The sequence below is a fragment of the Methylobacterium haplocladii genome, assembly GCF_007992175.1.
GTDB lineage: Bacteria > Pseudomonadota > Alphaproteobacteria > Rhizobiales > Beijerinckiaceae > Methylobacterium > Methylobacterium haplocladii.
On the sequence record NZ_BJZT01000008.1, the window covers coordinates 1 to 24,701 of the forward strand.

General features: G+C 66.6%; 29 protein-coding genes, 1 tRNA gene and 1 riboswitch. Of the genes, 13 read left to right on the forward strand and 17 right to left on the reverse strand.

The features are described from left to right. Positions 1 to 655: 655 nt before the first annotated feature. Together MHA02_RS04760 and MHA02_RS04765 are read right to left on the reverse strand one after the other, a co-directional pair. A tRNA-Thr gene (locus MHA02_RS04760) sits at positions 656 to 731 on the reverse strand. A 215-nt stretch (positions 732 to 946) separates the two neighbouring features. Next, positions 947 to 1,495 (reverse strand): retropepsin-like aspartic protease family protein, encoded by a 549-nt coding sequence (locus MHA02_RS04765; protein WP_244612398.1) that lies wholly within the window; start codon positions 1,493 to 1,495, stop codon positions 947 to 949. A 151-nt stretch (positions 1,496 to 1,646) separates the two neighbouring features. Then, a riboswitch (TPP riboswitch) is annotated at positions 1,647 to 1,769 on the forward strand. A 66-nt stretch (positions 1,770 to 1,835) separates the two neighbouring features. Here MHA02_RS04765 and thiO point away from each other — a divergent pair. The 4 genes from thiO to MHA02_RS04790 are packed head-to-tail and all read left to right on the forward strand — an operon-like array spanning position 1,836 to position 4,861. Then, positions 1,836 to 3,059: a glycine oxidase ThiO gene (gene thiO / locus MHA02_RS04770; RefSeq protein WP_147077098.1), complete on the forward strand. Its 1,224-nt coding sequence runs from the start codon at positions 1,836 to 1,838 to the stop codon at positions 3,057 to 3,059. Then, positions 3,056 to 3,265 carry a sulfur carrier protein ThiS gene (gene thiS, locus MHA02_RS04775; RefSeq protein WP_147077100.1) on the forward strand — a complete coding sequence of 70 codons (210 nt, stop codon included), beginning with the start codon at positions 3,056 to 3,058 and terminating at the stop codon, positions 3,263 to 3,265. Before thiO ends, thiS begins: the two co-directional genes overlap by 4 nt. Before the next feature lie 25 nt (positions 3,266 to 3,290). Beyond that, the gene (locus tag MHA02_RS04780) at positions 3,291 to 4,094 is read left to right on the forward strand and encodes a thiazole synthase (protein WP_147077102.1); all 804 of its coding nucleotides are present in this window, start codon (positions 3,291 to 3,293) and stop codon (positions 4,092 to 4,094) included. After that, positions 4,094 to 4,861, forward strand: a complete 768-nt coding sequence (locus MHA02_RS04790) for a thiamine phosphate synthase (protein ID WP_238180068.1) — start codon at positions 4,094 to 4,096, stop codon at positions 4,859 to 4,861. The genes MHA02_RS04780 and MHA02_RS04790 overlap by 1 nt, the downstream gene beginning before the upstream one ends. On the opposite strand, the gene MHA02_RS04795 is transcribed toward MHA02_RS04790, so the two are convergent. Continuing rightward, on the reverse strand, positions 4,854 to 5,375 hold the full coding sequence (locus tag MHA02_RS04795) for a GlcG/HbpS family heme-binding protein (protein WP_238180066.1): 522 nt from the start codon (positions 5,373 to 5,375) through the stop codon (positions 4,854 to 4,856). The genes MHA02_RS04790 and MHA02_RS04795 overlap by 8 nt on opposite strands. 183 nt (positions 5,376 to 5,558) lie before the next feature. Here MHA02_RS04795 and MHA02_RS04800 point away from each other — a divergent pair, with 183 nt between their 5' ends. From MHA02_RS04800 to MHA02_RS04810, 3 genes are all read left to right on the forward strand, one after another. Next, a complete protein-coding gene (locus tag MHA02_RS04800) occupies positions 5,559 to 6,365 on the forward strand; it encodes an inositol monophosphatase family protein (protein ID WP_147077104.1) in 807 nt (268 codons plus the stop codon). 57 nt (positions 6,366 to 6,422) lie between these two features. Beyond that, a complete protein-coding gene (locus MHA02_RS22595; RefSeq protein ID WP_147077107.1) occupies positions 6,423 to 6,659 on the forward strand; it encodes a hypothetical protein in 237 nt (78 codons plus the stop codon). Positions 6,660 to 6,730: 71 nt separating this feature from the next. Further along, entirely contained in the window at positions 6,731 to 7,276 is a 546-nt protein-coding gene (locus MHA02_RS04810; protein WP_147077109.1) for an adenine phosphoribosyltransferase, read from the forward strand. A gap of 104 nt (positions 7,277 to 7,380) precedes the next feature. Here the strand turns inward: MHA02_RS04810 and purQ are convergent, their stop codons facing one another. The 5 genes from purQ to MHA02_RS04835 all read right to left on the reverse strand — a co-directional run bounded on the left by purQ (position 7,381) and on the right by MHA02_RS04835 (position 12,054). Next, positions 7,381 to 8,061, reverse strand: a complete 681-nt coding sequence (purQ, locus tag MHA02_RS04815; protein WP_147077111.1) for a phosphoribosylformylglycinamidine synthase subunit PurQ — start codon at positions 8,059 to 8,061, stop codon at positions 7,381 to 7,383. After that, positions 8,061 to 8,300, reverse strand: coding sequence for a phosphoribosylformylglycinamidine synthase subunit PurS (gene purS / locus MHA02_RS04820; protein WP_147077371.1), 240 nt, complete (start codon positions 8,298 to 8,300; stop codon positions 8,061 to 8,063). The genes purQ and purS overlap by 1 nt, the downstream gene beginning before the upstream one ends. Before the next feature lie 138 nt (positions 8,301 to 8,438). Next, positions 8,439 to 10,010 (reverse strand): glutamine-hydrolyzing GMP synthase, encoded by a 1,572-nt coding sequence (guaA, locus tag MHA02_RS04825; protein WP_147077113.1) that lies wholly within the window; start codon positions 10,008 to 10,010, stop codon positions 8,439 to 8,441. A 104-nt stretch (positions 10,011 to 10,114) separates the two neighbouring features. After that, complete coding sequence (gene pncB, locus MHA02_RS04830; protein WP_147077115.1) at positions 10,115 to 11,407, reverse strand: nicotinate phosphoribosyltransferase; 1,293 nt, start codon at positions 11,405 to 11,407, stop codon at positions 10,115 to 10,117. Between the two features lie 143 nt (positions 11,408 to 11,550). Beyond that, positions 11,551 to 12,054 (reverse strand): pyridoxamine 5'-phosphate oxidase family protein, encoded by a 504-nt coding sequence (locus MHA02_RS04835; RefSeq protein ID WP_147077117.1) that lies wholly within the window; start codon positions 12,052 to 12,054, stop codon positions 11,551 to 11,553. Between the two features lie 266 nt (positions 12,055 to 12,320). Here MHA02_RS04835 and MHA02_RS04840 point away from each other — a divergent pair, with 266 nt between their 5' ends. Both MHA02_RS04840 and mobA read left to right on the forward strand, forming a co-directional pair. Further along, positions 12,321 to 13,454: an Mrp/NBP35 family ATP-binding protein gene (locus MHA02_RS04840; protein ID WP_147077119.1), complete on the forward strand. Its 1,134-nt coding sequence runs from the start codon at positions 12,321 to 12,323 to the stop codon at positions 13,452 to 13,454. 11 nt (positions 13,455 to 13,465) lie between these two features. Then, the gene (mobA, locus tag MHA02_RS04845; RefSeq protein WP_147077121.1) at positions 13,466 to 14,101 is read left to right on the forward strand and encodes a molybdenum cofactor guanylyltransferase MobA; all 636 of its coding nucleotides are present in this window, start codon (positions 13,466 to 13,468) and stop codon (positions 14,099 to 14,101) included. Positions 14,102 to 14,114: 13 nt separating this feature from the next. On the opposite strand, the gene MHA02_RS04850 is transcribed toward mobA, so the two are convergent. Both MHA02_RS04850 and MHA02_RS04855 read right to left on the reverse strand, forming a co-directional pair. Then, positions 14,115 to 14,861: a spermidine synthase gene (locus MHA02_RS04850; protein ID WP_147077123.1), complete on the reverse strand. Its 747-nt coding sequence runs from the start codon at positions 14,859 to 14,861 to the stop codon at positions 14,115 to 14,117. Positions 14,862 to 14,994: 133 nt separating this feature from the next. Next, positions 14,995 to 15,456: a peptidylprolyl isomerase gene (locus MHA02_RS04855; RefSeq protein WP_147077126.1), complete on the reverse strand. Its 462-nt coding sequence runs from the start codon at positions 15,454 to 15,456 to the stop codon at positions 14,995 to 14,997. A 50-nt stretch (positions 15,457 to 15,506) separates the two neighbouring features. Between MHA02_RS04855 and MHA02_RS22820 the strand changes: the two genes are divergently transcribed. Then, complete coding sequence (locus tag MHA02_RS22820) at positions 15,507 to 15,641, forward strand: hypothetical protein (RefSeq protein WP_280177957.1); 135 nt, start codon at positions 15,507 to 15,509, stop codon at positions 15,639 to 15,641. Positions 15,642 to 15,876: 235 nt separating this feature from the next. Here MHA02_RS22820 and MHA02_RS04860 read toward each other — a convergent pair whose 3' ends face one another. From MHA02_RS04860 to MHA02_RS04885, 6 genes are all read right to left on the reverse strand, one after another. Next, entirely contained in the window at positions 15,877 to 16,362 is a 486-nt protein-coding gene (locus tag MHA02_RS04860) for a UCP034077 family protein (RefSeq protein WP_238180307.1), read from the reverse strand. A gap of 7 nt (positions 16,363 to 16,369) precedes the next feature. Next, positions 16,370 to 16,912 (reverse strand): peptidylprolyl isomerase, encoded by a 543-nt coding sequence (locus MHA02_RS04865; RefSeq protein WP_147077128.1) that lies wholly within the window; start codon positions 16,910 to 16,912, stop codon positions 16,370 to 16,372. 83 nt (positions 16,913 to 16,995) lie between these two features. Continuing rightward, on the reverse strand, positions 16,996 to 17,496 hold the full coding sequence (gene coaD, locus MHA02_RS04870) for a pantetheine-phosphate adenylyltransferase (RefSeq protein WP_147077130.1): 501 nt from the start codon (positions 17,494 to 17,496) through the stop codon (positions 16,996 to 16,998). A 237-nt stretch (positions 17,497 to 17,733) separates the two neighbouring features. Further along, entirely contained in the window at positions 17,734 to 18,843 is a 1,110-nt protein-coding gene (locus MHA02_RS04875; protein WP_147077133.1) for a helix-turn-helix transcriptional regulator, read from the reverse strand. A gap of 249 nt (positions 18,844 to 19,092) precedes the next feature. Further along, positions 19,093 to 20,307, reverse strand: a complete 1,215-nt coding sequence (locus MHA02_RS04880; RefSeq protein ID WP_147077135.1) for an NADP-dependent isocitrate dehydrogenase — start codon at positions 20,305 to 20,307, stop codon at positions 19,093 to 19,095. Between the two features lie 118 nt (positions 20,308 to 20,425). After that, positions 20,426 to 21,496 carry a GSCFA domain-containing protein gene (locus MHA02_RS04885; protein ID WP_147077137.1) on the reverse strand — a complete coding sequence of 357 codons (1,071 nt, stop codon included), beginning with the start codon at positions 21,494 to 21,496 and terminating at the stop codon, positions 20,426 to 20,428. 14 nt (positions 21,497 to 21,510) lie between these two features. On the opposite strand from MHA02_RS04885, the gene MHA02_RS04890 reads away from it, so the two are divergent. Continuing rightward, positions 21,511 to 22,521, forward strand: coding sequence for a WcbI family polysaccharide biosynthesis putative acetyltransferase (locus MHA02_RS04890; protein WP_147077139.1), 1,011 nt, complete (start codon positions 21,511 to 21,513; stop codon positions 22,519 to 22,521). Between the two features lie 3 nt (positions 22,522 to 22,524). Here MHA02_RS04890 and MHA02_RS04895 read toward each other — a convergent pair whose 3' ends face one another. Then, positions 22,525 to 23,040: a hypothetical protein gene (locus tag MHA02_RS04895; RefSeq protein WP_147077141.1), complete on the reverse strand. Its 516-nt coding sequence runs from the start codon at positions 23,038 to 23,040 to the stop codon at positions 22,525 to 22,527. Positions 23,041 to 23,153: 113 nt separating this feature from the next. Between MHA02_RS04895 and MHA02_RS04900 the strand changes: the two genes are divergently transcribed. Both MHA02_RS04900 and MHA02_RS04905 read left to right on the forward strand, forming a co-directional pair. Then, positions 23,154 to 23,702 (forward strand): formaldehyde-activating enzyme, encoded by a 549-nt coding sequence (locus MHA02_RS04900; RefSeq protein ID WP_147077143.1) that lies wholly within the window; start codon positions 23,154 to 23,156, stop codon positions 23,700 to 23,702. A 154-nt stretch (positions 23,703 to 23,856) separates the two neighbouring features. Further along, entirely contained in the window at positions 23,857 to 24,597 is a 741-nt protein-coding gene (locus MHA02_RS04905; protein ID WP_147077145.1) for an RNA methyltransferase, read from the forward strand. Positions 24,598 to 24,701 lie beyond the last annotated feature (104 nt).

Below are 24,701 nucleotides of genomic sequence, written 5' to 3' on the forward strand. Positions count from 1 at the left end.
ATCCAGCTCCTTCGATCCTGGCTGATCCTCTCAATCAGCCCGGTCCAAAGCCAGCCGGTCACGTCAGCCAATGAAACGTTTACCGTAGCGACCGGCACTCGATGGAAGGCGCCTACCCGAGCATCCGCAATTAGTTGCGGAAATCTCTAGGCGAGAAGGCACGCACCGAACGCTTGGATGCACGGCTGGAACCCCTGTCCGCGGCCTGTCCAAACCCCCTCGCGGACAAGATTTCGTACAAAGCGTACAAGCCAATTTTCAGCCAATTTCGGGGGCCTGCAAAAACTTCACATCCAAAAACACGGATGCGGGATACTGCCTGCTCGCCAAACACTTAGCCCCGATCAAACAGGAGAAGACAGATAGAAAAACAGACAGCACGACAGGGAGCCTCTGCGATACGTCCACGAGCCCCCCTTCCGGGATGGCTGCTGCTACGCCAGCGAAGCCAGGCACCGTTTCAACGCAATCGGTTGCGCCTTCCGGAGAGTTCGATGTAGCGGGCAGCGAGCGGTGCACAACCGTTCCTGGACACCGTCGCTACACAGGCGAAAAGGGAAACCGTCTGTCGTGCTCTCGGTGCTTCTCGGCAGTTGCAGCGAGGAAAGAGCAGGAGTCCCTGGCTCCATAAATAATTGTGTTAGCAAGGAAAAAATGGTGCCGCTTGAGGGATTCGAACCCCCGACCCCCTCATTACGAATGAGGTGCTCTACCAGCTGAGCTAAAGCGGCCGAGCCGGTTCCAGCGCGTGGCCGATCCGTCTCGTGCGGGAAGGCTCATAGAGATCGGGCACGTCCTTGGCAAGGCGAACGCGAGACCGCGCGTCGGCCACGGGCGAAGCAGTTCAGGCGTATGATAAGGCTTTCCGGACTCGTCCCGGCCGGACATCGGAGCCTGAACCGGCGTCCCGCATCATCCTCGCAACGCTGATCGCAGTCGACATTCGTCAGCCCCTCAGCGTGATCCGTGCGCCGGCAACACTGAAATCCCGCAACCGGGACAGGAAAGACATCCCCAATAAATTCGTGCCGAGGAGCCCGCGCGGAATCACCACGGCCTCGACGTCGCGCACGGCAACGGGGCCGATCTGGAGGAGGCGAATCCGGATGGGGGCGACACGCACCGGTCCGTTCGCGGTCATGACGACCTTCTTGAAATCGCCCGGGGCGACGGTGAGACCGAGGCTTTCTGCGTCCGCCTGACCGAAGGCGCAGAGCGTCGCGCCGGTATCGACCATCATCGACACGACGCGACCGTTGACGAGGGCGGTCGTGGTGTAGTGGCCGCTACGGTCGGCGTGCAGCGAGATCGCACCGGAAGACGTCGCCGCGACCGGCTGTGCCACGGTCGGCGGGGCCGCACCGGTTGCGGATCGCATGACGGCTCGGCCGCCGCCGACGATCAGGCACATCGCCGCCACGCAGTAGGCGGCGTCTCGCAAACCCGTCACCGCCGCCCCCGCAAGCGTTTGCCACTCCGGATCGAAGGACCGCATGGCGGTGGTGAACGGACCGTCTGCCGCAGCCCAGGATAGATGCCGATCGTGCTGGTTTCGCGGGTCTCGGTATCGGCACCGTTTGCCGGATCGCGACAATTGCGCGAACCGCGCAGGGGATTGACCGTGCGCGCATCCCGGCCCACATCAGGATTCTTCCAGGGAGATCCCCGACAAGGGGCTGAGACACCGCTATCGCCATCCTCGGCAGCGCGGAAATCCTTCGAACCTGATCCGGCTCATACCGGCGTAGGGATTGGACCGCGGGCGTCTCATCGAAGGACGCCCCAGCTTCACCGAAGCGCGGCACCTGATCCCTACGGGCAACCGTGGAGGCTTCGTGTCGGCTGTTCTGACGTCCCCGATCGGTCTTCGACGCGGCCTCGGCCTGCGACCGCGTGCGGCCGCGCTGCCGCAGCACTCCGACATCGTCGTGGTCGGCGGTGGATTGATCGGGCTGTCGATCGCCTGGCGGCTTGCCGGCGACGGCCGTTCGGTGACGGTGCTCGAGCGCGAGACCGTCGGCGCCGGGGCGAGCCTCGCCGCCACCGGCATGCTGGCGCCGGCCGCGGAGCACGAGCCGGGCTCCGATCTGCTCCTGCCGCTGGCTTTGGACAGCCTGTGCCGCTGGCCGGTGTTCCGGGACGCGCTTCAGCAAGCCTCCGGCGTCGACATCGACTACCGCGAGGAGGGCACATTGGTGCTCGCCATCGGCCGCGACGAAGTTGAACGGCTCCGCTTCCGGCACGACCTCCAGCGCCGCTCCGGCGTCGCCGCCGAATGGCTCGCCGGTGCCGAGGTCCGGGCACGCGAACCGCTGTTGCGACCGAACGTGACCGCCGGGATCTTCTGTCCGCTCGATGCCCAGGTCGATCCGCGCCTCGTGATGCTGGCGCTGGTGCGCGCCTGCGAAGCGGCCGGGGTGATGATTGTCGAGGATCTTGCCGCCGATGACGTCACCTATCGGGGCGGGCAGGCGTCCGGCATCGTGACGAACCGCGGTACACTGGCCGCCGAGACCGTGATCCTCGCGACAGGTGCCTGGAGCGGGGAGGGCGGTCTGCTGACGGATGCGCTCGGTCTGCCGGTGCGGCCGATCAAGGGACAGTCGCTGGCGCTGAAGACCACGACGCGCACCGGCACCCTCGCGCACATGATCTGGACGGAGCAGATCCACATGGCACCGAAGGGCGACGGCTCGCTCATCGTCGGCGCCACGGTGGAGGATTGCGGGTTTCGCGACGGCGTCACCGCGGGCGGGCTCTTCGCCCTGCTGGAGGGCGCACGCCGGGTTCTGCCGGGCGTCGAGGAGATGGAGGTCGAGGCCGTCTGGAGCGGCTTTCGCCCGACCTCCGACGATGATGCCCCCATTATCGACACGCTGCCGAACGGCCTCGTCGTCGCGACAGGCCATCACCGCAACGGTTATCTGCTGGCTCCGTCGACGGCGGATGCGGTGGTCGCGTTGGTGGAGACGGGAACGGTTCCGGAGGTCTGCCGGGGCTTCGGCCTCGGCCGATTCGCTCAGACGAACAGCGGGCCGATGCGGAGAGCGAGCGCGTGAGGCTGATCGTCAACGGCGAGCCCTGCGAGCGCGATGCTCGCGACGTCGCGGCGCTCTTCGCCATCGAGGCCGAGGCGCGCGCGTTGCCGACGGAGGGCATCGCCATCGCTCTGAACGGGCGCGTGGTGCGCAAGCCGAGTTGGCCGGAGACCCTGCTGAGCGAGGGCGACCGCATCGAGATCGTTCGCGCGATGCAAGGCGGCTGAACAGAGGAAACCAAGGGGCTCCTTCATGACCCGTCACGACACGACGCTGACAGCGCAAGGCGATGACGATCTCCTCGAGATCGCAGGCCAGAAGCTGACCTCGCGTCTGTTCATCGGCACGGCCGGCTATCCGAGTCAGGGGATCATGGCGGACGCGGTGCGCGCCTCCGGCGCCGAGGTCGTCACTGTCTCGATCCGGCGCGTCTCGCTGCAGGGCCACGGCTCCGACACGTTCCAGAAGCTGAAGGGTGCCCGTTTCCTGCCGAACACCGCCGGCTGCGAGACGGCGCGCGACGCGATCATGACGGCGGAACTCGCCCGCGAAGCCCTCGACACCACCTGGATCAAGGTCGAGGTCATCGGTAATCGCGAGACCCTCTATCCCGATGTCGTCGAGCTGATGGTTGCCTGCCGTCATCTCGTCGACGACGGCTTCACGGTGCTGCCCTACTGCAACGACGATCCGGTAATCTGCGAGCGGCTTGCCGACATGGGCTGCGCCGCCGTGATGCCGATGGGTTCGCTGATCGGCTCCGGTATGGGGGTGGCCAATCCGGCCAATCTCGAACTGATCTGCCGCCGTTCCCCGGTGCCGGTCGTCGTCGATGCCGGCATCGGCACGGCCTCCGACGCAGTGATCGCCATGGAACTCGGGGCGGCGGCCTGCCTGATCAACACGGCCGTGGCGAAGGCGGACGATCCGGTGCGGATGGCCGCCGCCATGCGCCACGCGGTTGCGGCCGGGCGGCTGGCGCATCTCGCCGGACGCATTCCCCGCCGGGGCCGAGCCGAGCCGTCGAGCCCGCAGCTCGGCCTCGTCGGGTCTTGATCCCGTCATTGCTGCTCGTCGTCACCGACCGGCACGGGTCGGCGCGGCCGCTCGTGGAGACCGTCCGCGCGGTGCTCGACGGCGGTGCTCGCTGGATCTGGTTTCGCGACAAGGATCTGGAGCCGGCGGCACGACGGAATCTGGCGCTGGAACTGCTCCCCCTCGTGCATGGGGCCGGCGGCTGGCTGACGATCGGCGGCGACGCTGTGCTAGCTGCCGAGATCGGCGCGGATGGGGTTCATCTCGGCGCCGAGCATTTGGACCTCATGCCAAAACCGGCCGATGAGTACGGCGATCGCGCGCCGAACCCTGAGCCGTCATTGCGAGGCGAAGCCGAAGCAATCCAGGGCCAATGCTCCGAAGCCAGCGTGTTGGCCCTGGATTGCTTCTCTGCGCTCGCAATGACGGCGGGGGCTCTCGGGACGCGTGCGAGACAGGCGGAGCCACCGCTGATCGGCCTGTCCGCTCACAGCCTCGGCGATGTCCGCCGGGCGGCCCAGGCTGATGCGACCTACACGACGCTGAGCCCAGTCTTTTCGACGGCGAGCAAACCTGGCTATGGTCCGGCCCTCGGGCTCGACGCATTGCACGCAGCTGCTGCCATCGGCCTACCCCTCATCGCCCTCGGCGGCATCGCGCCCGAGCATGCAGCGGCCTGCCGCAAGGCCGGCGCCGCAGGCATCGCGGTGATGGGTGGGATCATGCGGGCGGCCGACCCGGCCGTCGCAACGCGGCGCTATCTGAAGGCGCTGGGCGCGTCTACTTGAGCGCGTCGATGCCGGCTTGGCAGACCACCACGTCCTGATCGCTGGTCCCGCCGGAGCAGCCGACGGCGCCGATCAGCCTGCCGTCGACGATCAGGGGGATGCCGCCGGGCGAGGCGGCAAGGTCCGGATCGAGCGTGCCATAGATCGGCGGCCCCTTGCCGTAGGCCTCGAAGAACACCCGCGTCTCTCTCCGCCAGCGCGCGGCCGTCCGTGCCTTCCGCTGCGAGACGCCGACGGAGGCGAGTTGCGCCCCGTCCATGCGGGCGAAATGAACCAGGTCGCCATGCGTATCGACGACGGCGATGTTCATCGGCCAGCCACGCTTCTCCGCTTCCGCCTGTGCGGCCGACACGATCTTTCGGGCCTGTTCGAGGCCGAGAGGCGCGCCGTAGGCGACGCCAAACGGGACTTTTTCCGGGAGGTTGGGCGGCGCCGGCGCCGGCTGCTGGGCACAGACCGGGCTCATGCCGAGCGCGAGCGCGGCGGAAGCGGCGGCGAGACGAATGGGGCGCATGGTGTTTCCTCGTGCCGAGGCCTTCGTGGGCCTCTCGCTGAGAATCTAGGTATGGCCGGGACGCATTCCGGCCAGCCGGAGAAAATCACCCCGCCCTATGGCGCTGGGGCGCGACGCGTATAGAACCCCTTCCAATCCCGATCCTTTCCAGCGCGCCGGCATCGGGCCGGACACGGACGCCGTATGATCAACTCTCCCCTCATGACCGTGATGGTCGACGCCGTGCGCAAGGCCGCCCGGGGCCTCAAGCGCGACTTCGGCGAGGTCGAGAATCTGCAGGTCTCGCGCAAGGGTCCGGGCAACTTCGTCTCGGCCGCCGATCGCAAGGCCGAAGAGGTAGTTCGCGATGCGCTGATGAAGGCGCGCCCCGGGTACGGTCTGGTGCTGGAAGAGGACGGCATCATCGAGGGGTCCGACAAGAGCCACACGTGGCATGTCGATCCGCTCGACGGCACCACGAACTTCCTGCACGGCATTCCGCATTTCGCGATCTCGGTCGGGCTCGAGCGCGACGGCATGATCGTCGCCGGTGTCATCTACGATCCGATCAAGGACGAGCTGTTCATGGCGGAGCGCGGCAAGGGCGCCTACCTGAACAACCGCCGCCTGCGTGTCTCGGGCCGCTCGGAACTGGCCGACGCCCTCGTCGCCTATGGCTCGCCCTATCTCGGCCGCGGCGACCCGCATCGCCTGCTGAAGGAAGTCGCGGCCGTGATGGCCGTGACGGGCGGTGCGCGGCGGTTCGGCTCGGCGGCCCTCGATCTCGCCTACGTCGCCTGTGGCCGCAGCGATTTCTACTGGGAGCGCGACATCAACTCCTGGGACATCGCGGCCGGGATCATCCTGGTGCGCGAGGCCGGCGGTTTCGCCACCAACGCCGACGGCGGCGCAGAGCCGCTTGCCGCCAAGACGGCTGCGAAGTCGGTCGCGGCCGGCAACGAAGTGCTGCACCGCGAACTGATCGGTATCCTCAGGAAGGCGAACGCGTAGGCTGTATCGAATAGAGAGCCGGTTCGTGGTGACGGATCGGTCAGCACCGGAGCCACCATGCCGAGCCGTTTCGCGCTAACTGCCTTCCTTGCCCTCGTTGTTGCGCTGCCGCTGGGAGCGGCCGTGCCTGCAGCTGCGCAAGGCCCGGCGCAATCCTACCTTTTCGGCGAGAAGCGGTTTCGGAACACCTGTAGACCACCGCTGAAATACGCCGCCGGCGCCTGCGTTCGGCGCTGCCCCGCCGGCTACGACAGCCTCGGCGGCTACTGCCGCTTCCGATCCATGAGGCGTTAGCGGCGCTCTGGCGCCGGACCTCCCGTTTGCCTTAAACGGCGATGCGAACTCCAGATGAAGAGCCGTGCCGCATGGAAGCCCGCCGTCACATCGCGCTGAAAGACTCGATCCGCTCGATCCCGGATTATCCGAAGCCGGGCATCATCTTTCGCGACATCACCACCCTGCTGAGCGATCCGCGCGCGTTCCGGCGTGCCGTGGACTCGCTGGTCCATCCCTATGCGGGCGGCCGGATCGACCAAGTGGCGGGGATCGAGGCGCGGGGCTTCATCCTCGGCGGTGCGGTGGCGCACCAGCTCTCGTCGGGTTTCGTGCCGATCCGCAAGAAGGGCAAGCTGCCACACACCAAGGTCTCGCTCGCCTACGCGCTGGAATACGGCACCGACGAGATCGAGATCCACGTCGACGCGATCAAGCCGGGGGACAAGGTCCTTCTGGTCGACGACCTCATCGCCACCGGCGGCACCGCCACGGCAGCCGTGAACCTGCTGCGCCAGCTCGGCGCGGAGGTGGTGGCCGCCTGCTTCGTGATCGACCTGCCGGAGATCGGCGGTGCGCAGAAATTGCGCGACCTCGGCGTTCCGGTGCGTACGCTGATGGAATTCGACGGGCACTGATCCGCCGCCATTGCGCGGCGAAGCCTAAGCGATCCAGGCCGACGCCCTGACGGTGCGAATGCGGTTCTGGATGGCTTCGCTACGCTCGCAAAGACGATGACCGGTCAGGCCGCGAGGCTCTCGAACAGGCCTCGGCCATCCGTCCCGCCGATCAGGTCTTCGACGAAGTTTTCGGGGTGGGGCATCATCCCCAAGACGTTGAGCTTGTCGGAGTAGATACCGGCGATGGAGTTGAGCGAGCCGTTTCGGTTCGCATCCACCGTCAGCTCGCCCGCGGCGTCGCTGTAGCGGAACGCGACGCGGCCCTCGCCTTCGAGTCGTGTGATGGTCTCCGCGTCGGCGAAGTAGTTGCCCTCGCCATGCGCGACGCAGACGTCGATGACCTGATGCCTCGCATAGGATCGCGTGAAGCACGTATCCGTCCGCTCCACACGCAGCATCTGACGGTGGCAGATGAAGCGGCGGTCGACGTTGCGCATCAGCACGCCGGGCAGCAATCCGGATTCGCACAGGATCTGGAATCCGTTGCAGATCCCGAGCACGAGACCGCCGCGAGCGGCATGCGCCCGCACCGCATTCATCGCCGCCGCTCGGCCGGCGATGGCGCCGCAGCGCAGATAGTCCCCATATGAGAAGCCGCCCGGCAGCACCGCGAGATCCGTGCCTGCCGGCAGTTCGCCGTCCGCGTGCCAGACTGTCACCACTTCGGCACCGGCGAGCCTCAGTGCGCGCGTGACATCGGCATCGCGATTGGAGCCGGGGAAGACGACGACGGCCGCGCGCATCAGGCGATCTCGATCGAGTAGTCTTCGACCACCGTGTTCGCCAGAAGCTTCTCGCAGGCAGTCTTCAGCGTGTTCTCGGCCTGGGCCGGGTCGTCGCCCTTGATCTCGACGTCGAACACTTTGCCCTGGCGAACGCTTCCGACGTCCTGAATACCAAAAGATTTCAGAGCGGCCTCGATGGCCTTACCCTGGGGGTCCAGGACACCGGTTTTCAGGGTGACGACGATACGGGCCTTGATCATGGGAGCTCTTGGCGTTCCGGGACGATCGTGCCCCCTCCTTAAGCGTTCGACCGCGAGCCGGAAAGGGAGGATTCGCGCAGCATACAGGAGCGGACGGCTTGGAGGTCAGGTCGATCCAGCGACGCTGGCGATGACCTACTCCCACTCGATCGTCCCTGGCGGCTTCGACGTGATGTCGTACGTCACCCGGTTGATCCCCTTCACCTCGTTGATGATCCGCGTCGCGACGCGGCCGAGGAAGGCCATCTCGAAGGGGTAGAAATCGGCGGTCATACCGTCGATCGAGGTGACGGCGCGGAGCGCGCAGACATGGTCGTAGGTGCGGCCGTCGCCCATCACGCCCACCGTCTTCACAGGCAGGATCACCGCGAAGGCCTGCCAGATCGTATCGTAGAGGCCGGCTTGGCGGATCTCGTCGAGGTAGATCGCGTCGGCCTTGCGCAGGGCCTCGAGCTTCTCGCGCGTGATCATGCCCGGGCAGCGGATCGCGAGGCCGGGGCCGGGGAAGGGGTGGCGGCCGACGAAGCTTTCGGGGAGGCCGAGTTCCTTGCCGAGCAAGCGCACCTCGTCCTTGAACAGCTCGCGCAGCGGCTCGACGAGCTTCATGTTCATCCGCTCGGGCAGGCCGCCGACGTTGTGGTGGCTCTTGATCGTCACCGATGGGCCGCCGGAGAACGACACGCTCTCGATCACGTCCGGATAGAGCGTGCCCTGTGCCAGGAAGCCGGCGCCGCCGAGCTTCTTGGCCTCCGCATCGAACACGTCGATGAACAGCCGGCCGATGGTCTTGCGCTTCACCTCCGGATCGTCGACGCCCTCGAGCGCGTCGATGAACATGTCCTGCGCCTGAACGTGCACCAGCGGGATATTGTAGTGGTCGCGAAACAGCCGGACGACCTCTTCGCCCTCGCCCAGCCGCAACAGGCCGTGGTCGACGAAGACACAGGTCAGCTGCTCGCCGATCGCCTCATGGATCAACACGGCCGCGACGGAGGAATCGACGCCGCCCGACAGGCCGCAGATCACCTTCTCCGTACCGACCTGTTCGCGAATCTTGGCGATCGCCTCCTCACGGTAGGCGCCCATGGTCCAGTCACCGGAGCAGCCCGCGATGTCGCGCACGAAGTTGCGGATCAGCAGGGCGCCGTGCGGGGTGTGGTGCACCTCCGGATGGAACTGAACCGCGTAGTAGTTTCGCGACTCGTCGGCGACGGCGGCGAAGGGTGCATTGCGCGACAGGGCGATGGTCGAAAAGCCATCTGGGAGCTTGGTGACGCGGTCACCGTGGCTCATCCAGACTGGATACTTTTCGCCGACATGCCAGACGCCGCGGAAGAGGGGAGAGTCCGAAACGATCTCGACCTCTGCCCGGCCGAACTCGGCGTGATGGCCGCCCTCGACCTCACCACCGAGCTGGGCCGCCATGGTCTGCTGGCCGTAGCAGATGCCCAGCACCGGAATGCCGGCCTCGAAGATCTTTTGCGGAGCGCGCGGCGACAATTCCGATGTGACCGATTCCGGACCACCCGAGAGGATCACGCCCTTCGGCCGATGCTCGTCGAAGGCGGCCTCGGCCTTCGTGAACGGCACGATCTCGCAGTACACGCCCTCTTCGCGCACGCGACGCGCGATGAGCTGGGTCACCTGAGAGCCGAAATCGACGATGAGGATCTTGTCGTGTTGGGACGTGTCGAGCAGGGAAGTCATGCAGCCTCGGGCGTGTCGGCGACCGGGTTAGACGACGGCTCGGAGCGGCGCAACGCGCTCGCCTGCACGGACCGCATGCGGATCCGTCCGGCTGGGGATGGTTTTCAGACGATGACCGGCAATGCCGCCAGTTCACCCACGCCGAACACCCGCTTGTAGCGCTCCACCTCCGCTGCCGGCCCCTGTGCCTTCACGGGGTTGTCCGAGACCTTCACGGTGGGCCGGCCGTCCGCCTCGATCACCTTGCAGACAATCGAGACCGGGTCGAGCCGGCCATTCCGTACGAACCCACGGAAATCGTTGGTGAGCAGCGTGCCCCAGCCGTAGCCGATCCGCATGCGCCCATGAAAATGCGCGTGGATGCGTTCGACCGAATCGACATCGAGCCCATCCGAAAAAATCGCGAGTTTTTCGCGCGGATCGGCGCCGCGGGACTGCCAGAACCGGATCGCCTCCTCGCCGCCGGCGATAGGCTCCTTCGAATCGATGCGAATGCCGGTCCAGGCCGAGAGCCAATCCGGCGCATCTGCCAGGAAACCCGTCGTGCCGTAGGTGTCGGGCAGCGCGACGAGCAGGTTGCCCTCGTAGTCCTGCTGCCAGTCCGCCAGCACGTCGTACGGGGCCTGCGCGAGTGCCGCGTCGTCATCCGTGAGCGCGGCATAGACCATCGGCAATTCGTGCGCGTTCGTGCCGACGGCTTCGACCTCGCGGCGGAGAGCGATCAGGCAGTTCGAGGTGCCGAGGAACCGGTCGCCCAAGCCCTCAGCCATCGCCTGCACGCACCAACCCTGCCAGAGGAAGCCGTGGCGGCGGCGGGTACCGAAATCGGCGATCGACAGGTCGGCCAAGCGACCCAGGCGCTCAATCTTCTCCCAGACCCGCGTCATCGCGCGGGCATAGAGTACCTGCAGGTCGAGCTTGCCGAGATCGCGCAGGACTGCGCGTGAGCGCAGCTCGTTGAGGATCGCCAGAGCGGGCACCTCCCACATCGTGGTCTCGATCCAGGGACCGTGGAACGTGAGCTCGTATTGCCCGTCGCGCGCCGCGAGCTCGTATTCGGGTAAACGGAAGGTCTCGAGCCAGTCCAGGAACGCGGCCGAGAACATTCGGCGCTTGCCATAAAACGCATTGCCGCGAAGCCAGGTCGACTCGCCACGCGACAGCCGGAGCGTGCGCGCATGATCGAGCTGCTCCCGCAGTTCGCCCTCGGCGATCTCGTCGGCGATACGGATACGCGCGGTGCGGTTATTGATGCCGAACGTGACGGCGACGTCGCGATGGCGACGAAAGATCGTCTGCGCCATCAGCACCTTGTAGAAATCGGTGTCGAGCAGCGACCGGATGATCGGATCGATGCGGAAGTTGTGGTCGTGGGCGCGGGTGGCGAGGTCGAGCATCGGCTACGGTCGGCCGTCCAGTCCAGCGCCGGAAATGGCAACCGCCGTCTCAGGCATTCCGTCGATCGACGTCGAAGTCAACGGGATCGGGGCGACGCTTCCTGCGAAACGCCGCCCTCGATCTGCATGCCGCTAAAGTGTGCTCAGGCCAAGTCCACCTTCTTCGTCTCCGTCTTCGGGCTCTCGCCGGTCAACGTGGCTTTCACGAAGCCGTAGAGGTGCACCATCTTGCTGTTGGGGCTGTCCCAGTACTCACCCTGCTCGGGATGGACACGGATCAGAGCCACCTCCGGATCGTCCTTGCCGTTCGGGAACCAGGTCTTCAGGCTCGCCGACCACTTCGCGTCGATGACCGACTGATCCGTGACGATCTCGGCCTTGCCGGCTACGGAGACGTAGTTCTGCTTCGACGGGTCGGAGAAGCTGAGGTTGATCTGGTTGTCTCGGCTGATTTCGGCCGTCTTCGGGCTGTGCAGCTTGGTGAAGAACCATAGATCGCCGTTCTCGTCGGCGTCGTTGTTCCACATCGGCCGGCTGTTAAGCGTACCGTCCGGGTCTGCCGTCGTCATCATCGCAATCTTGACGTCCTTAATGAGTTCGAAGAGCTTCTTCGCGCCTTCGTGGTCGCGGTGATTGCCCTGATGCATGAGGTCGATTCTCCAACTCGATATTCGAACGCAACTTGTCGGCAGGCGTCGCGGGCGACCCGGCGAAGCCGATCCGAAATGCGTCTCGACAACGGGCGCGCACCGGGTTGGTTCAGGAGGAAACGGAAGAGCCTCGCGATCCCGCCCTTGCAGTACCGATGACGCAAGCCCGGCTTCGGGCTGGCGTTTCGAGTGCACGGGGTTACATGGGCGGTGTATCCAGTAAGACCGACGAGAGCGGGCTAGTCGCCTGCGAGGAGCAAGCCTTGGCGATCACCCGTGACGACGTGATCAATGCGCTGTCGACCGTGAAAGTCGATCGCGGCGGCACGAGCCTTCCCGGCTCCGGCCGTCTCTCGCAGGTCGTCGTCGATCCCACCAACCGCGTGATGTTCTCGATCCTGATCGACCCGAGCGAGGCCGAGCGGTTCGAAACCGTGCGCCGGGAGGCCGAGGGCCGGGTGCTCGCCATGCCCGGTGTCTCCGGCGTCTTCGCCAGCCTCACCTCCGAGCGCGGCCCGAACGCGCCGCCGCCCCAAGCACCGCAGCAATCCGGCCCCGGTCCGGGAACCCCGCTTCCGCCGCCGCGTACCGGTGCGGCCCTGCCCGGCGTGAAGCACATCGTCGCCGTCGCTTCCGGCAAGGGCGGCGTCGGCAAGTCGACGACGGCCTGCAACCTCGCGCTGGCGCTGCACGCGCAGGGCTTGGCGGTCGGCATGCTCGATGCGGACATCTACGGCCCGTCGATGCCGAAACTCCTCGGCATCTCCGGCAAGCCGCGGGTGATCGAGGGCAAGGTACTCGAGCCGATGCAGGGCTACGGCCTCAAGGTCATGTCGATCGGCTTCCTGATCGAAGCCGAATCCGCGATGATCTGGCGTGGTCCGATGGTGCAGTCCGCCATCACGCAGATGCTGCGCGACGTGGCCTGGGGCGATCTCGACATCCTCATCGTGGACATGCCGCCCGGCACCGGCGACGCGCAGCTTACCATGGCGCAGGCGACGCCGCTGTCCGGCGCCGTCATCGTCTCGACGCCTCAGGATCTCGCGCTGATCGATGCCCGCCGCGGCGTGACCATGTTCAAGAAGGTCTCGGTGCCGATCCTCGGCGTCGTCGAGAACATGGCGACGTTCATCTGTCCGAATTGCGGTCACGCTTCCGACATTTTCGGCCATGGTGGTGCGCGAGCGGAGGCGGCGCGGCTCGAAGTGCCGTTCCTCGGCGAGGTGCCGCTGACCATGGCGATCCGCGAGACCTCGGATGCCGGGCGGCCCGTGGTGGCTACCGATCCCGAGGGTCCGCAGGCCAGGATCTATCGCGACATCGCACAAAAGCTCTGGGCGAACCTGAGCGGTGCGCCGGCCGGTCGCGCGGCGCCGCGGATCGTCATCGAGTAGCGCACCGACCCATGACGCCGCCGACCCTTGGGCTGATCCTGGCCGGCGGCTCAGCCCGCCGGATGGGGGGCGGGGACAAGCCGCTCCTGCGGCTCGGCGGCCGCACCCTGCTCGATCACGTCGTGGAGCGGCTGACGCCGCAATGCATGGCCGGGCTGGCGCTGAGCGCAAATGGCGATCCGGTCCGCTTCGCCGGTTTTCCGGGTCCGGTCCTGCCCGACAACGTCGCAGGCAATCCCGGTCCACTCGCCGGCATCCTCGCGGGGCTCGATTTCGCGGCCGAGCGGTGTCCGCACGTCGCGCATGTGATCAGTGTGGCGGGCGACACGCCCTTCCTGCCGCGCGACCTCGTCTCGCGCCTGTGGACCATGGCGGAGCGCAGCGGCACGCCGATCGCCATCGCCGCCTCCGGCGAGCGAGAGCATTATACGGTCGCGCTTTGGCCGGTCGCTCTGAGACGTGACGTGCACGCGGCCTTGGTCGAGCGGGACGAGCGTCGGCTCGGCGCGTTCATCGCGCGCTACGGCGCGGCGGTCGCGACGTGGCCGACCGAACCGGCCGATCCGTTTCTGAACATCAACGCGCCGGCCGATCTCGCGACGGCCGAAGCGGTGATCGCGGATCCCGAACGGGCCTCTCGTGTCTGAAGCAGCGCGGCGATCAGCCGTGCGAAGGCCGTCCATTCCGTGGGCGTGAGGCCCTGGGGGGACCGCGACGTGCATCCTGCGCGGCTTCGCTCGTGCGGGTCGCGATCCACAGCACGTGGCGACGGCCGGCGCCGCCGTTGGCGCGGACGCGCACCTCCTCGACCGCGAAGCCCGAGCGCTGCAGACGAGACTTGAACATCCGGTCCGGCCCCTGCGACCAGACGCCGAGAATGCCGCCGGGGCGGAGCGCGGCGCGGGCCTGCCCCAGGCCGTCCGGGCCGTAGAGGTGGTCGTTCTCGCGGCGCATCAGGCCTTCGGGACCGTTATCGACGTCGAGCAGGATCGCGTCGTATTGCGCCGGCTTCAACCGGATCTGGCGGCCGACATCGTCCTCGCGCAGGTCGACGCGGGGATCGTCGAGGATGCCGGCGAAGATGTGGGCGAGCGGGCCGCGTGCCCAGGCAGCGACGGCGGGGACAAGTTCGGCGACGACGACCGTTGCGTCGGGACCGAGGTCGTCGAGGGCGGCACGCAACGTGAAGCCCATGCCGAGGCCGCCGATGAGCATGCCGACGCGGGGCCGCCCGCGAAGGCGTTCGCAGACCAGGTTCGCCAGCGCCTTCTCGGAGGCGCTGAGCCGGTTGTTCATGAGTTCGATGGTGCCGACGACGATGGAAAACTCGTCGCCCCGCCGCATCAGACGCAGCGTACTGTTCTCACCGGGCACGGTGCCGGTGTCGAGATGGACCCAGGGGATCATGAAGCGGCTCGCTACAGTGCGTGAAACCATGACGGGCGGCGCCACGGTGCCGATCGCGCATGATCGAGAACGCTGCGTTCAGCCATATTGGGGGCGGCGATCGAGCTTCGCCGCCCCGTCAGCCCCGAAAGAATCAGGCGGAGGCGACGGTCACCTTGACCATCTTGTCGGGGGAACGCGGCGGCTCGCCCTTGTTGAGGCTGTCGACCACGTCCATGCCTTCGACCACCTTGCCCCAAACGGTATACTGCTTGTCGAGGAAGCGGGCGTTGTCGAAGCAGATGAAAAACTGCGAGTTCGCCGAATGCGGGAAGTTGGTCCGTGCCATCGAACAGGTGCCGCGCACGTGCGGCTCGGCGTTGAACTCGGCGTTCAGGTCGGGAAGCTCGGAGCCGCCCGAGCCGGTGCCGGTCGGGTCGCCGGTCTGGGCCATGAAGCCGTCGATGACGCGGTGGAACGGCACGCCGTCATAGAAGCCCTGGCCGGCCAGCGTCTTGATGCGCTCGACGTGGTTCGGCGCGAGGTCGGAGCGCAGAGCGATCACGACGCGGCCCTTCGTGGTTTCCAGGACGATGGTCTCGTTGGCGTCTGCCATACCCAAGAACTCCTCAGCGTTTTGATCGGTTGTAGACGAGGCGGAGCGCGATGTCGTTCACGACCATCGTGCTCTCACGAGCGGGGGTTTGCGTCACCGGCGTGCAGCACCTGATCGATTCGATCGTGCCGCGCACCAGGCTCGCCCGGGCTTTCATTGCAAGAGCGCCCGGCGCGTACGTATGACGGGGCGTGCCTGCGATCAAACCGTTTTCGTCGAAGGGAACCTTTCTGGTCTGTCCGGGAGTGCGACCTTCCCGGGTCTGGCAAGTGCTCTCAGCTGGTTGTGAGCACCTTGCGCCCGGCGTTTCGGGCTAATGAGTCGGAGCCGTCGTCCAACTCATGGAAATGTGACCCTAAGTTGCTCCGCTCCGCGCGCTAGGACAGTCGAGGGATACGAGCGATCGCGCAGGAGGCGGTTTCACACACCTCGGCCCTTCGGCCCCTCGTAAACGAAGCGCAGCGCCAATGGCCGTCCGGCGATGGCACCGCCGAGTGCGGGCGTGATCCGGGCCGGCGTGCAGCGGCGGATCGCCGAGAGGCTTGCTTCGGTGAGTAGTGCCTTGCCGCGCGCGTCGGCCGGCGTCTGCGAGAAGGTGATGCGCGGGGTGCCGATCACCGAGCCGTCCCGGCGCAGGCTGAACCTCACCGTGATCTCGGTGTGCTCGAACTTGGCGAGCCCCTCCGGCGCCTGCCAGCAGGCGGCGAGTGCCGGAAACAGATCGCGCAGGGTATCGACCGGCTGGCCGTCACTGCGTCTTTCGCCGCCGGCCATGCCCTGCACCGGAACCTGAACGGTGCCGCGCAGGGTCTCGGGCAGGCTGAGCGGCGGCTGGATCGGGCCGAAGGCGAGTGACGGCGCTGGCAGGGCCGCGACCATGACGATGATGGCAGCGAGCCGGCGCATCGTCCGCTCAGTTTGCGAGCTTCAGCGTGACGATCTTATCGGGATTCGTCACCGCGCCGCCCTGAGCGCCGGGCTCGGCCTTCTTGATCTTGTCGACGACATCCATGCCGCTCGTGACCACGCCGATCACCGTGTACTGGCCGTTGAGGAACGGTGCATCGCCAAGGCAGATGAAGAACTGCGAGTTCGCCGAGTTCGGATCGCCCGAGCGGGCCATGCCGAGGGTGCCGCGCTTGAACGGGGCGGACGAAAACTCGGCCGGGATGTTCGGCAGGTTCGATCCGCCTGTGCCGTTGCCCTTCGGGTCTCCGGTTTGCGCCATGAAACCGTCCATGACCCGGTGGAACTTCAAGCCGTCGTAAAACCCCTTGCCGATCAGTGTCTTGAGCTGCTTGACGTGCTTCGGGGCAATCTCGGGCCGCAGCTCGATGGTGACGCGGCCGTCCTTGGTGTCGAGGTAGACGGTATTGGGATCCGCTGCCCGAGCGGGGGCGGACAACCCGAGCGCGGCGGTGAGCGCGAGCGTGAGGACGGCAAGCCGGCGGTTCATGTGATGTAAGCTTTCTGATCGTCTGATTTGTCGTTGAGCATAGGATCTTCCGAAAGCCAGATACCGCCTCCCGATCCGATGCTCTAGGATTTCGTGAAACGGGCTGCGAGGCGTTCAGCCACGAGCGGCGGCACGAAGGGCGAGACATCGCCGCCCATGGATGCGATCTGGCGCACCAACGTCGCCGTGATCGGCCGTACGCCGATGGAGGCCGGCAGGAACACGGTCTGCACCCCGGGTGCCATCGCGGCGTTCATGCCGGCGAGCTGCATCTCGTAATCGAGGTCCGTGCCGTCGCGCAGTCCGCGAATGAACACGCTGGCGTTGTGCCGCCGGGCCACCGAGACCGCGAGGTCATCGAAGGTCACGATCTCGACTTCCGCCCCCTCGGCCGCGGCCAGCGGCGTGCAGGTTTTCTGGAGAAGTTCTGCGCGCTCCTCGGCCGAAAACATCGGGGCCTTGCCCGGATGCACGCCGATAGCGAGCACGAGCCGCTGAGTCAGGCGGCTCGCCTGTCGCACCACGTCGAGATGGCCATTCGTCACCGGATCGAACGAGCCGGCATAGAGCGCTGTGCGGGTCATACCGGCAGCGCCCTAGAGCATTTCGTGGACGAACGGAACCGGGAGACGGTGTGCTTACCGCGCGAGGCAGCGGAGCGGTATCGGTGCGAAGCCATCGGGACGTCGCGGCCCCCCGTCACGATCAGCTTACCGAAACAACCCATCCCCACATGCCGAACTCTGCGTGTGCTACCCCGAGCTGCTTCGCTGTTCCCGCAATGATGCATGAAGTTCCAAATGGATAAAACTGAAGTTTAATCAGATATCATCTGACCTAACCAAGCTCAGGCCGGAGCCGAGGCGGACGAGGTCGAGTTGTCCTTTCATGCCGGTCTTGGCGTAAATCGACTTGAGCTGGCTACGCACCGTGCCCTCGCTGATGCCCTGCCGGATCGCCAACGTCTCGACGGTCTCGCCGGCAACGATGGCGCGGGCGACCCGTGCCTCGGCGGCGGTCAGGTCGAACAGGCCCTGGAGCAGGTCGGCGTCCGGCCCCTGCACGTGCCGCTCCACCGGCGTCAGCACCAGGATGAAGGCGCTGCCGGTGAACAGATCCCGGGCGATGCCGCGCACCGGGACAAGATGGGCCACCATGGCGGGATCAGGATCACGTGCCGGGATCGGGATCGAGCGCGGCACCTGCCGGTGGGTGGCATTCAGCGCAAAGGCGAGCAGATTGTCGGCATCGGCGTCGGCGAAGGCCACCCGGGCGCTGCCGTCGCGCACCACCCTGGGCATCAGCCCGTCGAGGAGCGCGTTGGCAGCCTGCAGCCGGAAATCACGCGAGACGATGCCGGCCGGCAAGCCGAGCAGGGCCAAAGTCTCGACGGCCGCGCGGGCGCGCTCGAGGCGCAGCCGGCCCGAGATCAAGGCCGCCCGGCCGAGATGCGGGCGCACGCTGTCGAGGATTTCCACCGACGCGTCCGGCACCGGGCCGTGGCGATAGGCGCGCTCCACGCTGAACACCAGGGTATCGCCGGTGGTCATCGGGAAGGCGGTGGCGGTGGCCCAACCGAGACCCTGCGGGCGCAAAAACTGGTTGATCAGCGGATCGCTCGCGATCTGCTCGGGCGAGTAGACGTCCTTTTCGACGATGAAGCCGGCATGGCGCGCCTTGAGCACGGCCGGGGTGCGGGTGTTCCGCTCCGGCCAGCCCTGCGCGACGAAGCTCTCCACGAACCCGGAGAGCCCATCGGTGCTGATGAAGCGGAAATCGGTCGTGTCGGCGGCGAGTAGAATCGTGCCGACACCACCGGCGATGTCGGTCATCGCATCGAGGACAGAGGTCCACGATTCCGGCACGACCGAAGCCTCGTAGATCTTGTCGGTGATCGCTTCGATATCGAAGCGACGCGTTGCGCTTTCCATGCGCCGAAACCCGGGTTGCTCCCACGCCGAACACGGCAGGCTTCTGGGAGGCTACCCGTTGTCGGCCCCCGGAGCCACCGGCTCCGGCAGGATTGGCACAAAAATAGGCGGACCCCGCCAAGATACGCCGAAGCTCACTCGAACCGGTGCCAAGGAATGTCGCGGTCGAGCTCGGCCGACCCTGCGTTCACTGGCAGCGCTAGGGGCGGACGTCATCGATTGAATACACCATGACGCGCGCTGGAGACTTCACACACCCATGGCGGTCTTGAGGTTGGCGTCGACCTTGTCGAGGAAGCCGGTGGTGGAGAGCCACTTCTGATCGGGACCGACGAGGAGGGCGAGATCCTTCGTCATGAAGCCGCTCTCGACCGTGTCGACGCAGACCGTTTCGAGCGTCGTGGCGAAGTTGCCGAGATCCGTATTGCCGTCGAGCTTGGCCCGGTGCGCAAGGCCGCGGGTCCAGGCGAAGATCGAGGCGATGGAGTTGGTCGAGGTCTCCTTGCCCTTCTGATGCTCGCGGTAGTGGCGGGTCACCGTGCCGTGCGCGGCCTCGGCCTCGACGGTCTGGCCGTCGGGCGTCAGCAGCACCGAGGTCATCAGGCCGAGCGAGCCGAAGCCCTGCGCCACCGTGTCGGACTGGACGTCGCCGTCGTAGTTCTTGCAGGCCCAGACATAGCCGCCGGACCACTTCAGTGCCGAGGCCACCATGTCGTCGATCAGGCGGTGCTCGTAGGTGATGCCGAGTGAGACGAAGCGCGACTTGAACTCCTCTTGGTAGACCTGCTCGAACAGGTCCTTGAAGCGGCCGTCATAGGCCTTGAGGATGGTATTCTTGGTCGACAGGTAGACCGGATACTTGCGGGCGAGGCCGTAGTTCAGCGAGGCGCGGGCGAAGTCGCGGATCGAATCGTCGAGGTTGTACATCGCCAGGGCGACGCCGGGCGCCGGGAACTTGAACACCTCCTGCTCGATCACGGTGCCGTCGTCGCCCTCGAACTTGATGGTCAGGCGGCCCTTGCCCGGCACCTTGAAGTTCGTGCAGCGGTACTGGTCGCCGTAGGCATGACGGCCGATCACGATCGGCTGGGTCCAGCCCGGCACGAGGCGCGGAACGTTCTTGCAGATGATTGGCTCGCGGAAGATCACGCCGCCCAAAATGTTGCGGACGGTGCCGTTCGGCGACTTCCACATCTCCTTGAGCTTGAACTCTTCGACGCGCTGCTCGTCGGGGGTGATGGTAGCGCATTTCACGCCGACGCCGTGGCGCTTGATCGCCTCGGCCGCATCGACCGTGACCTGATCGTCAGTGGCGTCGCGGTGCTCGATGCCGAGATCGTAATAGTCGAGGTCGAGATCGAGGTAGGGGTGGATGAGCTTGTTCTTGATCTCCGCCCAGATGATCCGGGTCATCTCGTCGCCGTCGAGCTCGACGACCGGATTCGCCACCTTGATCTTCGCCATGTCGTGTCCCCGCTGGCGACCCGCGGAAAAGGTTTCCGAGGGTCAGGTCGGCGCCCGCTATAACGCGGTGCAGCATGACGACAAAGGGAGGAATGGCCGATCGCTGCGGTTCTGCGCCTCAGGAATCCAGAAGCTCTTCGTCGCAGATCACCTGCGCGGTCCGCTGGCTCTCGCGTCCAATGTCGAAGCTCGTCGGCCCGGCCTCATGCCGTTCGGCGTCGCGCGGCTCGGCATGGGACAGGAAGCAGCGCATCACGTGATCCACGCCCTCCGGCGTGATCGAGCGGAGGTTGTCGGAGAAGTAGCGGCCGATCGTGAGCGGCGAGGTCACGATCTCGTAGGACGGGAAATAGAATACGTCGGGCCGCGCGGCGCAGACCTCGTCGGCGACGACGCGGAGCGCCGCCTTGCTGGAGGCGTTGGCAACGAGGACGTGGCGGTCACGGTAGGTCATCGCCAGCGGCACCGGCGACACCGTGAGGATGATCCGCGCGATTGGGTTCACGCTGCGCAGGCCGTCGACGAAAGCGAGCAGGTCGCCGACCATCTCGGACACGCCGGCATTCACGAAGCCGACATCGGCCGGGTTCCAGGTCCCGCCGGCAACGCCCGGCGGCAGCGGCAGGGCGGCCCCGTCGCGCGTGTCGCGCCAGCCCTCGGTGAGGCCCAGCGTCAAGACCAGGGTTTCGAGGGTCTCGAACAGGCCGCGCACCGCCGCGAGGTGCCGGTCGCGCTCCGCCACGCAATCCGCGACCGTGGTGAACCCCTCCGGCTCCATGCGCGGACGGAACGGATCGACGAAGCGGCCGTCCGCGCGCTCCCATGCGACCAGTTGCGGGTCGAACCGGCCGAAGGCGCGCTCGAACAGCTGGATGAGCTGGCGCGTGGTGTAGATGTTGCCGTAGCGCGCCGAAAACCCGTCGTCGGTTCCCTCCCGCAGCGGCTCTGCGGTCAGGACGCTGTATCCGTTCTCCTTTAGGAACCGGGCAACATGCTGCGCGAAGCAGCTGCCGGCGGTGGCGATCCGCTCGGTGCGGCTCAAGCGAAACGCGTTCGGGCGGCTCGGGTCGAGGGCGAAGGGCGGGGTGCCTGCGACGGCGCGGCGCCAGGAGCGCTCGGCGGGTAGGCCGTCATACGGGTTCGACCGCGCGGGCGTCTCGGCAGGCGATTGCCCGGGTTTCTCGATCATGCCAAACCGCGTCCATGCTGATCAAAGACGTTCTGTCGGATGTCCGGCGGGGTGTCCAATTCCGCCGCGCCGAGCGCCGCGCGAAGCGCGCCCGCAGCGGGCGCTCGCCAAAAGTCCTGGTCGTCGGCATCTGCCAGGGCGCGGCCGTCGCCCAGGCGATGACGCTGCTGCTGCCGGAGGCCGATGTCACCTTCGTCTCCGCCTTCGACGCGGCCACGCGGTATTCGCGCATGACGGATCTCATCGCCGAGAGCCGCCGGCACGACGTCACCTTCTCGAACACCTACCTTCCGGTCTTCAAGGACGGTGGCACCCTGGCGACACTGCGAGCCGAGACGCACCTCTTCGTGATACCCACGATCGTGTTCGCGGCGTTCCATCCGGACCAGGTCCGCGTCGGGCTGCTCGACCGGCCGGAATCCGGCGGCCTGCTCGGTCCGCTGGGGCACGCGCATTCCGCGCTGGCCTTGTTCGGCTATCGCGAAGGCTTAGGCATCGACGCTACGCTGCGCCTGTTCGACGGTGCGGTCTATCGTGCGCTCGGCTATCTCGGAATGTGGGACGCCTCCGTCACGGCCCTGCGGGCGCTCGGACGTGAAGCCGACTACGATCTCGACCGTGACCTCGTGCGCTGGGCGCGGCGCGGCTGCTTCATGCATTCCGACAACCACCCGAAGATGCACGTTGCCGCCGACCTCGCCCGCGGCCTGCTGGAGAAAGCCGGGATTGCATACGGAGACTGCGATCTCGACGCCTATCTCGCCGACACGATGATGAGCGGCGGGACTTGGCCGGTCTATCCGGAGATCGCGCGCCATTACGGCGTTCCCGGCAACAGCCACTTCCTCAAGGTCGAGACGCCGCGGACCGGCCCTGCCCGGACGATGACGCTGGGCCAGTTCGTTGCGGCCAGCTTCTCCCGGTATGGGATGGTCCCGCAGGCGCAGCTTGTCTGCGAACGCGTCGCGGCTTGGCGCGCCGATCCGGCGATTCACGGAATGCTCCGCGCCTCTGCCGCAGGCTGAACGTCAGCCGTGTCGCGGCTCCGGTGGCCGCGTGCGCAGCCGTAAGGCCAGCCAGATCAGGATCGCCAGCGCCACGAGGTTCAGCGCGAACGTCGTCTCCTCGCGCGGCGCCAACGACAGCGCATAGCCGCCCTTGCGGGCGACATCGAGCTGCCAGCCGACGGTCGTGCCGGCTTCCGGCGTGCTGCGCAGGAACAGATCGGCCAGGAGCCAGCCGCTCGCGCTGATCCGGAAGGTGAGCGATGCGCCGACGAACCACGCTACCTGGACGAGCTGCACCGGCACGGAAAGCGCGTAGCCGAGCCGCCTGTCCTGCCAGAGCGCCACACCGGCGACCACGCTCGCCACCAGCACGAGGCCGATCACGGCGACGCCCGGAACCAAGACGAGCGGCATCTTGAAGGCGGTGGCGGAGAGGTCCTGCAGGAACCCCCACAGGCCGACGAGCCCGCCCTGGATCTCGATCAGCGCCACCGTGTAGCGCAGGCCGTCGGTCTCGTGTCGCGGGGCTGTCGTCATGGGCGCGAGGACTTATCGAAGCTGCCCCGCCCGCGCTACCCGCATGGCCCAGCCCCTGGATTTTGTGTACTCGCGCAACAGGTTCAGGCCATTCCCATTTTCAAGGAGACATCATGAGCGACCGTATCATCCTGCGCGCCGGCGAAGCCCTCGTCGCGGGCGGCGCGCCGAACACGGCGGCCGAACCCGAGGTCATCATCGGTGAGCTCGACGGCCCGGTCGGCACTGCCCTCGCCACTCTCACCGGCGATCAGGTCGTCGGCCATTCCCGCGTGTTCGCGCTCCTGAACACCGACATCATGGTCCGCCCGGTGACGCTCTGCGTCTCCAAGGTCAGCGTGACGGAGAGCAAGTACACCTCGATCCTGATGGGCACGGTGCAGTTCGCCATTGCCAACGGCGTCCTCGACGCGGTCCGCGCCGGCTACATCCCCAAGCACAAGGCCAACGACCTCGGCATCATCTGCTCGGTCTGGCTCAGCCCCGGCGTCATCGAGGCCGAGACCGTCGACCACAAGTCGCTGTTCGAGATCCAGCGCAAGGGCATGTGCGAGGCGATCCGCAAGGCCATGACCAACGAGCCTTCGATCGACTGGCTGCTCGAGAACCAGGACAAGATCACCCACAAGTATTACCAGATGGGCCTCGACGGTAAGATCTGATTTTTTGGGAGTGGCGCCGCCGGCTTGGCTGGCGACGCTTCCTTCGGTGATCGACGTTCGCCGCGGTGAGCAGCCGACTTCGCTTGCCGCGGCTGGATAATCGACCGCAATGTCGGACTTGGCGCAGTCCGCCGGTCCGTGCGAGAGGCCCGGCATGAGCGCCGCCGCCCCCGTCATCATCCTGGTCGAGCCGCAATTGGCCGAGAACATCGGCATGACCGCCCGCGCCATGGCGAATTTCGGGCTGGCCGAATTACGCCTCGTCGCGCCCAAGGGTGGTTGGCCGAAGAAGGGTGTGCGCGAGGCGGCCTCCGGCGCCGTCCACATCCTCGACGCAGCGACGATCCACGCGACGCTGCCGGAGGCGATCTCCGACCTGCAATACGTGCTGGCGACCACGGCCCGCGAGCGCGGCCAGATGAAGCGCGCCTACGCCCCCGACGACGCCATGGCGGACGTGGCCTCGCGGCAGGAATCCGGGCAGCGGGTTGGCATCCTGTTCGGCCGCGAGCGCACGGGGCTCTCGAACGACGAGGTCTCGCTGGCGGATGCCATCGTCACCTTCCCGGTCTCGCCCGAGTTCTCCTCGCTGAACCTGGCCCAGGCGGTGTTGCTCGTCTCATACGAATGGCGGCGCGCCGCCGGCCTCGCCCGCCAGCCCTTCGATGGCGCGATGACGGCTCCGCCCGCGAGCCGCGAGGCCGTGCTTTCGCTGTTCGAGAGCTTGGAGACGGCGCTCGGCCAAGCCGGGTTCTATCCGCCCGAAAAGCGCCTCGGAATCATCCGCAACATGCGCGACCGCCTGCACCGCATGGCCCTGACCGAGCAGGACGTGCGGACATTCCGCGGTGCCTTGCGAGCGTTGACGCGGCGGGTTCCGCACGATCCGTCATAGTCGGTCGCCGAAACCCTCTCGAGGCGTCGGCCCGGAAAGCGACCGCTGACTAGCTGGAAAAACCGTTTCAAGACAAAAGCTTAGGTCTTCATCCTGGATGAGGA